Origin of the sequence: Rhodopirellula maiorica SM1, assembly GCF_000346295.1 — a bacterium.
Taxonomy (GTDB): domain Bacteria; phylum Planctomycetota; class Planctomycetia; order Pirellulales; family Pirellulaceae; genus Novipirellula; species Novipirellula maiorica.
The window spans coordinates 1-9,213 of sequence record NZ_ANOG01000693.1 but is presented as its reverse complement, the minus strand read 5'-3'; the positions used below and the strand labels follow the sequence as shown (position 1 = coordinate 9,213).

Genomic DNA, 9,213 nt, shown 5'->3' with positions numbered 1-9,213 from the left:
ACAATGGTATCACGCCTACTAAAGAAGAGGTCATCCAAGCCACCGTCGACTTCTTCGTAAAACACAAAAACTGAATCCAAAGAGAAAGCATCGTTAAGCGTGGGCCGAATCAATCTATGTGGACGAATTGCCGACCAGTGCGGGTTTATGTTTGGAGTTCGTTTTGCAGTAGCGAACTGAAAGGGTAACAAGTTTGGAGCGACTTAACGCAACTTAAAGGCATGCCATAGCCCCTTGCGTGTGTTTCCGGGTAACCATGAGGTCATAAAATGTCGACCCAAATTGCAACTTCCGTGGGATAGGCATCTTGCCTGTCATCCACGAACCACTTTAAAAGCCGACGTTTGGATTTTCCCAGAGGTCGGCTTTTTTCGTTTCCATCCCGTTATTTCGCAACCACTTGCGTCATCGCCCGTCGCCGGCGTTTCTCTGTCGTCTGAGAACTGTCAGATAACCCAGCGCGACTCCGTCGGCCCCTCCCCTTTCGATCGAGTTGAGTAGAACGGCGCCGGACTCCGGAAAACATCGGGGTTGAAAGGGGCTCGACCGATATGCCTCTCGTCGTGGTGGTCGCTTGCCTTTGAACGGTCCAGCGAGAGATTTGGGCGTTGCGTGGTGGCGGGCGGGTAGAATGAGAGTTTTTCTGCGGATTCGTGTTAACGATTCCCGTTCGCATTCGGCATACAGTCGTCTCTAAGTTGTTTTGCATCGGTTGTGCGTATGGACGAAAGTCAGAAACGAGAAGAATTCACTCACCGCTGGTTGGAGGCCGAGCCTTCCATATCCGCTTACGTGTTCGCGTCCATTGCTGGGTTTCACGATGCCGAAGACGTCGTGCAGCGGATCGCTCAGGAACTGGCACGTCGGTTTGACGAGTATGACTCGGGTCGGCCCTTCGTCGGCTGGGCACTATGGATTGCCAAATCTCGGGTGATTGATTTCTACCGCACTCAAGGACAATCAAGGATTGTTTTTTCCGATGAATTGCTCAGTCAACTCGCTGATACGATCGTGAGCCAATCTGACGGTCGTAGCCAACGACGCGAGGCACTCGAAGTCTGTTTGAATGAACTGCCGCCAAGGTCTCGACGACTGCTCGATTTGCAATACGTCGAAGGAAGGTCCGCTGCCGAAATAGCTCAGGAAACAGGATCCACCAGCGGATCGGTTCGAGTCCTGCTATCGCGCGTCCGAACGGCACTCGCCAGTTGCATTGACCGACGACTTGCCTTGGAGAATCGGTAATGACCGTCGACGATGAACTGATCGATCGCATGCTTTCGGGAGAGCCGTCCGACGAAGAGGCTGCAGCATTTCAGCAGTGGGTGAAGACCCCCGCCAACCTTCAGCGGTTTGCGCTTCGCGCTGAGCTTCATGCGGAGTTGCGGCACTCGCTGCGGCGGCGGCACATCCAGGCGAGGGCGTTGGAGGCCAACCGCGTTGCTTCGGCGATTGCTCCTGCCTGGACACCGCAGCAAGACCAGACGCCGGTGTTTCGATCGCCAAAGCGGTTGCTGGCGATGGCGACCGGGCTGGTGACAGCGGCTTGCCTGCTGGTTGCTTTCCTGTGGCCCCACCGCAGCGTCCCTCCAGCCCCAGGCGACCGCGTGACAGCATCGGTTGTTCGCAATGTGAGTGGGGTGCTGACGAAAGCGGGACAGAAATGGGACGATCCGCAACTGCCCGCGGGCGATTATCAGCTGCAGGCTGGATTGCTGAATCTGCGATTCGGCGGCGGAGTCATGGTGTATGTGGAGGCTCCAGCCCGCTTCGATGCGGTGAGTGACCGGCGAGTCATGCTTTACAGCGGGCGTCTATCAGCCACGGTTCCTCCCGAGGGCATCGGGTTTACAGTGGAAACCCCCGAGGCGGAAGTCATTGATTTTGGCACAGAATTCTCCATCGATGTTGAGGGCGGCGCGAGCGAGGTTCATGTGTTTGATGGGCTCGTGCGCGTGAATCCGGGGACATCGAATCAGCGTGACGCTTCCAAGTCGGTTGATCTTCACGCGTCGGAGGCCGTCCGGATTACAGGCGGGGCGCCCAACCCCGTGGGCATCTCCGTCGAAACCAACCGATTCATTCGCAACTTCGATGAACTGAGGTTGAACTACGCTCGCGCAATCAAGCGGTTGTCGCCTGTGGCCTACTACCGAATGCCAATTCGCGACCGCGGGCTAGTGTCGGAACCGCCCACATACTCCGGCGTCGTTTTAACTGGTGAAGGCAAACGCCCACCCCATGCCAAAGGTGTCTTTGCCGGCGGCTCTCTGAGAGTCGGAATCGACTCCATCGGTCGTGGAGGACGCGTCGATTCACCGCCGTCATTGAGCACAGGACAGTTTTCATTGACGGTGTTCGTTTATCTCGAAGTTCATTCGCAAAATGGAGTGGTCGCCACGAACTTTGATGGCGAGCGAGGAAACTTTGGCTTGTCGCTCGACGAGAACGCAGTGCTGCAGGCAACAATCCGGACCAGCAATGTACCCGCCGTAGTGGACGACGTAACGAGTCCCGTTTTTGGGGGAGTCGTGGCTGGTTCAGGACTCGTGACCTCGTCCACTACGGGCGGCTCGGTCCTGCCGCAAAAGACGTGGCGGCATATCGTCGTGACCGCGGATGGCCGGCAATTGCAGCTCTACGAAGACGGGAAACTCATCTCCTCCAAACTCTGTTCAGCAGTCGCAGCCAGCGAGTTCGATACGCTTTGGTTCGGAACCGACGCCAGTGCGAAGCAGCTGTGGGGCGGCCGGATCGATGAACTGGCATTGTTCGATCGAGCACTCAATGAAGAAGAAATTGCGGCGCTCTATCGCACGGCTCAAGAGGAGCTTGCCAGATCCCAATGACAACAACAGCAACCTTCCCACATAGGGAAATCAGTGTCGAGTCTGTAGCCTGACTCTCCGAGTCGGGGTTCTGCATGCCCGACTCGGAGAGTCAGGCTACTTGATAGCCGCAGTCACGCATCCTGCTCGGTCATTCCAAACAAAGTAAACTTATGGACATACCAACGCGTTTCCTTCTCAGTATCGTTCTAGTCCTCGCAAGCTCTTCCGGCCATCTATTCGCGGACAACACGCGGGCCAACGTCGTGTTCCTGGCGGTCGACGACATGAACGATTTCGTCGGCTGTCTCGAGTCACGCCCGGGTGCGATCACACCCAACATTGATCGGCTTGCCGCTCGTGGTGTGTGCTTTACGAATGGTCACACCGCCGGCGTGTTTTGTGCGCCCAGTCGGGCGGCAATCTTTTCCGGCCAGTACGCTTCGACAACCGGATGCTACAACACTCCGAATTACTTTGTGCATCATCCAGAGATTGAATCGCTGCAAATGAGCTTTGCCAAAGCGGGTTATTCGACGCTGGGGGCTGGCAAGCTGTTTCATCATCCCGCTGGAGCGATCGACCAACGTGGTTGGACAAAGTTCTTTCTGCGAAATCAGTTCCAGCGTGAAGGCGGTTGGGCCCTGGAATCGTGGAGCAGCGACACGCCGGTGCCACAGCCCTTTCCGGCCAGCGTCTACAACCAAGGCAAACAGATCACCGGCGGACTGTTCCTGGAATGGGGAGCGATTCCGAACGACCAGGAAGAGCAAATGGCAGACACCATCCGAGCCAACTGGGCCGCGGAACAACTGGGGCAAAAACACGACAAGCCGTTTTTTCTGGCCTGCGGCTTCTACGCTCCTCATTACCCCAACTACTGTCCACAAAAATATTTTGATTTGTACGATCGAGACGCCATCGAAACTCCAGCGTTCAAAGATGATGACCTGGACGACCTGCCGGGCAAGATTCGTAAGCAACGCCAGAATCGCAAGAAGCAGCACTACGACAAACTGGTTTCGATGGGTGCTTGGAAAGACGCTCTGCACGGATACCTGGCGTGCACCAGCTACGCCGACGCGATGGTCGGGCGAATTCTCAGTGCGCTCGAAGAAAGCCCCTATGTCGACAATACCATCGTGGTGTTGTGGAGCGATCACGGTTACCACCTCGGCGAGAAAGGCCAGTGGGGCAAACACACGTTGTGGGAACGAACCTCCAACGTTCCGTTTGTGTGGGCCGGCCCTGGCGTGGCAAAAGGTGTTCGAACCGACGTGACGGTCAGCCTGATCGACATCTATCCGACCTTGGTTGAAAAATGCAACTTGCCGGCACCACGTCAGAAACTGGAAGGCGTTTCGCTGGCATCGACACTGAAGCAACCCTCCGAAGCAACTGACAGAACGGTGTATCTGCCCTCCATCAACCCCGGGGAATACGCGGTGATGAATCGCGACTGGCGTTACATCCATTACGACGACAAGAACCGAGAGCTGTACAACATCAAAGAAGATCCGCACGAGTGGAACAACCTGGCGTCCGACCCACAGTACGCAGACGTCATCACCACGCTGCGTGCTTCAGCACCAACTGAATTTGCTGATCCGGAACCCAAGCTGAACGAGCGGCGTGATCTCGTCGTCGAAGGCGAAACCTTCCGCTGGCAGAAAGGCAAAGGCAACTACGTTCCCCATCCAAAATATTTGCCTTACACCGCCCCCGAAGTGAAGCAAAAGCAATCGAAGCAGTGACATGCAAACCGTGGACGAGGTAACGAGTCGTCCGGTCAATCAATCCGTAATGGACGAGGTCACGAGTCCTGAACGATTGACGAGTCCTGTTCACGGGGACTCGTGACCTCGTCCACTACTGGGATTGCCGGACTCGTTACCTCGTCCACTACGGATGACAGGAACAGTCCTGCGGGCCGTCGACGATTCTGCGATGCGGAACCGATGCAAGTACAGCCGAAGAGAGATTGAGCAACAAATGAAATCCATATTTTTCGCAGTGACTATCTTTTGCATGACCGTCACGCTATCGCATGTCCAGGCAACGGAACCGCGGCCGCCGAACATCGTTTTCATGTTCGCGGATGATCTTGGATACGGCGACCTCGGCTGCTACGGGCATCCTTATGCAAAGACGCCCGCACTCGATCAACTTGCTAACGAAGGAACGCGGTTCACACAGTTTTATGTGACGGGCGTAACCTGTAACCCCAGCCGCACGGGACTGATGACAGGACTGTTTCCGGCTCGCTTCTCGAAGTATGCAGCCGATTTTGGTTTTGGCGAGCGTGTGACGATCACCGAACTACTGAAGAAACGCGGCTACCAAACAGGCCACTTCGGCAAATGGCATATTGGCCCGGATGATGCGGACGGTACCTATGGCATCGACACAGTGAGAGTGATTGGCAAGAGTCGCGACGTGATCGCTGGTAACACCGGGCGAGATGACGACGTGTACGCGGCCGCAATCGACTTCATTCGCAAAAACAAGGACGAGTCGTTCTACGTCAACGTTTGGGGACACGCGACGCATTTCCCCGTCAACACAGCCAAGGGGCTTGCCGCGGAATTCAACGATGTCACTGTCAAACGGAACGACTTCTCACCAACAATGCAGCACAAGTTCGACGAGTGCAAAAAAATCGGCGGCGATCTCGACGATTCGATGCGGCAGTACCTCAGCGATGTCTATCAGATCGACCGCAACGTCGATCGTCTGCTAGAGACGCTTGAGGAACTTGAGTTGCGCGACAACACCATCGTCGTCTTCTCTAGCGATCACGGCCCGGCACCGGTGGTTCTAGGAAAGCAGGGCGCCAGAAAATACTCGAACAACATGCTCGGTTATGCGGGCCAGTTTCGTGGCGGCAAACACGATCAGTACGAAGGCGGTACGCGGGTTCCGTTTATCATCCGCTGGCCCGACAAGGTCGAAGCCGGACGAGTCGATACGCAAAACGTCTGCTCGTTCATCGACTGGATGCCGACGCTGTGTGCCATTGCCGGAGTCGAGCAACGACCGAAGGAGTTCGACGGCGAAGACATCTCCGACATCTGGTTCGGCACCGATCGCGAGCGAATAAAGCCACTGTTCTGGAAGACCAGCTCCACTGGCAGCACGCCTGCCATCCGAGACGGGAAATGGAAACTGCATCTGCCCCGAAAACAACGCGGCGAACCGGAACTCTACGACCTCTCGATCGACCCCAGCGAAAGCAATAACGTCGCCTCGGAACATCCTGAGATCGTGAAACAGTTGTCCGCCAAAGTCGCAGCCTGGGTCGCCACGCTGCCAACGCAGTACACCAAGACCAAAGACAAACAAGATTAAGCCAAAACAAAAGCAATGAACCCTATCATGAAAACTATTAGATTCATTTTTGCGGTTTTCGTCGTTACTGCGGTCTGTGCGGGCACGCCAGTAATGCTGATTGCCGCTGAAAAGCCGAACATCGTGCTGCTGTTCATCGACGACTGGGCTTGGAATGGGTCGCCGGTGGCAATGGACGATTCGTTGGCCAACTCGCGGATGCCCGTCCTACAAATGCCCAACATTGAGCGTCTGGCCCGCGAAGGCATGAAGTTTCGCAGCGCCTATGCATCGCCGCAGTGTTCGCCGTCGCGGGTATGCGTGCAGACCGGGCAATCTTCGCCTCGCAACGGCTTTACGGTCTATATGAACGCGCGTGGGCAGGAGTACTACGACGAGAGCAACCAGTACGCCGGCTTTCCCGTCGTGTCTTGCGTTTCGGACATGACCATCGACGCCGATGCAGTGACGATCCCCGAAGCACTGAAACCACTCGGTTACGTCAGTGCTCACATCGGCAAATGGCACATGCGCGGCGATCCCGGGGACGAGGGTTACGCGGAGCACGACGGCGACACGGACAATAAGCCTGGCAATACGTTGCCCGACGATGCCAAACAGCGTCTGCCGGAAGACCTGACCGATCCCAAGCTGATGTTCAGCGTCACAGAAAAGGCGCTCGGCTTCCTGACAGAGCAGGCCAAAGCCGGCCAGCCGTTCTATCTGCAAATCTCACACTACGCGATGCACGAAGGCCGCGAGTGCCTGCCGGCAACGCGTAAGAAATTCGTTCGGCACCCGCTCGTGCAGGCCTACTACCGGAAGATCGGGAAGACGGCCGAGACCATAAAACGCAAGGAAGATCCTGCCATCTGGCTCGGCATGGCCGATGACCTCGACGGACGCATCGGAGCGGTACTTGACCGTATCCGCGAACTAGGAATCGAGAACAACACCTTTGTCGTGCTGGTATCGGATAACGGTTACCGACACAAAGAACTCCAGCTAACGAAGGGACTCAAGCAGCCGCATCACGGTGCCAAGTGGTGGGTTTGGCAAGGCGGGATTCGAGTGCCGATGATCGTCAGAGGCCCCGGAATCGCCGCTGGCAGCACGTTCACTGGCAACGTCGTCAACTATGACTTCCTGCCGACGTTTGTCGATTGGGCCGGAGGCGATTCGCGGCAACTCGAAGGGATCGACGGTGTCAGTCTGGCAAAATACGTCGCGGGTGAGAAACCGGACGATGTGTTTCTGAACCGCAACCTTTACTTCCACTACCCCCACTATCGCTCCAGTATGCCGCACTCGGCCGTCGTCTCTGGCCAGCGAAAACTATTGCACTTCTATGATCAGCCCGATGTACCAATGTTGTTCGATTTGTCGGTCGACATGGGGGAAGTCCACAACATCGCCGAACAGGAACCGGAAACGCACCGGCGACTTTTCATTGACATGATGACCTATTTTGAAAAGGTCGGTGCAAGAATCCCCAAGGTCAACCCCGACTTCGACGCATCCGCTTACCAGCAGGACAAGGATTATCCAAGACGCAAACTCTGGGGAGCGTTCACCGACAGCAGGCCACTGGAAGATGACGAATCAACATCGAAGTCGAATTGAGGCGACCGACAAATAAGTCTATACCCGCCGCAGTGGACGAGGTTACGTATCCCTGTAGCGAAAACCGTGGCGAGGACTCGTAACCTCGTCCACTACAGCTAAATTTTCTCCTGCCTCTCGCCTAACGGAACCCCAAGACCTATGTACCGGACCCTTTTTACAATTTCAGTCCTTTGCCTGGCGGCCACGCATTCGTTCGCTCAATCAGAGCCACGGAAGCCGAATGTCATTGTCATTCTGGCGGACGACCTTGGGTACGGTGATCTGTCGTGCTACGGCGCCGAAGACATTGCCACACCGAACATTGACCGCATGGCAACTGAGGGAATGAAGTTAAACAGCTTCTATGTTTCTCCGGTCTGTTCGCCGACGCGAGTTGCTCTGATGACCGGCAGTCATTCGACTCGCGTTGGCATCGGCGGTGTGATGTTTCCTCGGAACGACCACGGACTGAACCCTGACGAGATCACGCTGCCGGAGTTGCTGAAAGGTCAGGGTTATGCGACAGCCATCATCGGCAAGTGGCATCTCGGCAACGAGGACATGTTCCAGCCGCTCAATCACGGGTTTGACACCTGGTACGGAACGCCGTCGTCCAACAGCCAGTTCTATTACCCAGCAATCAAAAAGTGCGCGGCGGACTGCGTGTTTCGCGAAGGTTACACACGGGAAGGCATCCTCAAGAGAGAAACGGCGGCATGTCCGCTGGTTCGCGACAATGTCGTGATCGAAGTTCCCGCGGACCAGACGCAGTTCACTCAGCGGTACACACGCGAGACCATCGGCTTCATCACCCAGAATAAAGACAGGCCGTTCTTCGTGTACCTGGCGCATAACATGCCGCACATCCCGCTGCATGCATCCGAGAAGTTTGTCGGCAGCAGCAAACGAGGCATCTACGGCGACACGATCCAGGAACTCGACTGGAGTACCGGCGAGATTCTGCTGTCACTGAAAGAACTGGGGCTCGACAAAAACACGCTGGTCGTCTTCACGTCGGACAATGGCCCGAACACCGGAAAAGGTGGCAGCGCCGGCCCGCTGAAAGGCGGCAAAGGTTCGACGTTGGAGGGAGGCGTGCGTGTCCCGTTCGTTGCTCGCTGGCCAGGCAGCATTCCTGCGGGCACTGAAACTGACGAAGCTATCACCGTCATGGATTTGCTGCCAACACTGACCAAACTCGCCGGCGGCGACGTTCCAAGCGACCGCATGATCGACGGAAAAGACATCTGGCCGCTGCTCTCCGGAACCCCAGATGCCAAGTCACCCCACGAAGCCATTTACTACCTGCGAGGCCGCGGTGTTGATGGAATCCGTGTCGGCGATTGGAAGTACCGTACTGCGACCGAGAAGCCACCGAACGACAAGAAATCGAAGCGACAGGTCTCAAGCGACAAAACGTCGAAGAAAATCATCGTGGAGACGCTCTACAATC

Annotated in this window: 6 protein-coding genes; all 6 read left to right on the top strand. The window is 56.1% G+C overall.

All coding sequences use genetic code 11. From position 1 onward, the window contains the following. The first annotated feature begins 720 nt into the window (after window positions 1-720). Window positions 721-1,245 carry a sigma-70 family RNA polymerase sigma factor gene (locus tag RMSM_RS22330; protein WP_008701677.1) on the top strand — a complete coding sequence of 175 codons (525 nt, stop codon included), beginning with the start codon at window positions 721-723 and terminating at the stop codon, window positions 1,243-1,245. After that, window positions 1,245-2,849 carry a LamG-like jellyroll fold domain-containing protein gene (locus RMSM_RS22325; protein WP_008701674.1) on the top strand — a complete coding sequence of 535 codons (1,605 nt, stop codon included), beginning with the start codon at window positions 1,245-1,247 and terminating at the stop codon, window positions 2,847-2,849. The genes RMSM_RS22330 and RMSM_RS22325 overlap by 1 nt, the downstream gene beginning before the upstream one ends. A 152-nt stretch (window positions 2,850-3,001) precedes the next feature. Next, window positions 3,002-4,582 carry a sulfatase gene (locus tag RMSM_RS22320; RefSeq protein WP_081614276.1) on the top strand — a complete coding sequence of 527 codons (1,581 nt, stop codon included), beginning with the start codon at window positions 3,002-3,004 and terminating at the stop codon, window positions 4,580-4,582. 238 nt (window positions 4,583-4,820) lie between these two features. Next, window positions 4,821-6,176, top strand: coding sequence for a sulfatase family protein (locus RMSM_RS22315; RefSeq protein ID WP_236622261.1), 1,356 nt, complete (start codon window positions 4,821-4,823; stop codon window positions 6,174-6,176). 93 nt (window positions 6,177-6,269) lie between these two features. Next, on the top strand, window positions 6,270-7,778 hold the full coding sequence (locus RMSM_RS22310; RefSeq protein WP_008701669.1) for a sulfatase-like hydrolase/transferase: 1,509 nt from the start codon (window positions 6,270-6,272) through the stop codon (window positions 7,776-7,778). A 141-nt stretch (window positions 7,779-7,919) separates the two neighbouring features. Next, window positions 7,920-9,213 (top strand): sulfatase family protein (locus tag RMSM_RS22305; RefSeq protein ID WP_008701667.1); only part of this gene is annotated, 1,294 nt, incomplete at its 3' end.

What these genes read in the sequence shown, in the direction of transcription:
- RMSM_RS22330 (WP_008701677.1), top strand. Translation starts at nt 721, where the DNA reads ATGGACGAAAGTCAGAAACGAGAAGAATTCACTCACCGCTGGTTGGAG.
- RMSM_RS22325 (WP_008701674.1), top strand. Translation starts at nt 1,245, where the DNA reads ATGACCGTCGACGATGAACTGATCGATCGCATGCTTTCGGGAGAGCCG.
- RMSM_RS22320 (WP_081614276.1), top strand. Translation starts at nt 3,002, where the DNA reads ATGGACATACCAACGCGTTTCCTTCTCAGTATCGTTCTAGTCCTCGCA.
- RMSM_RS22315 (WP_236622261.1), top strand. Translation starts at nt 4,821, where the DNA reads ATGAAATCCATATTTTTCGCAGTGACTATCTTTTGCATGACCGTCACG.
- RMSM_RS22310 (WP_008701669.1), top strand. Translation starts at nt 6,270, where the DNA reads ATGCTGATTGCCGCTGAAAAGCCGAACATCGTGCTGCTGTTCATCGAC.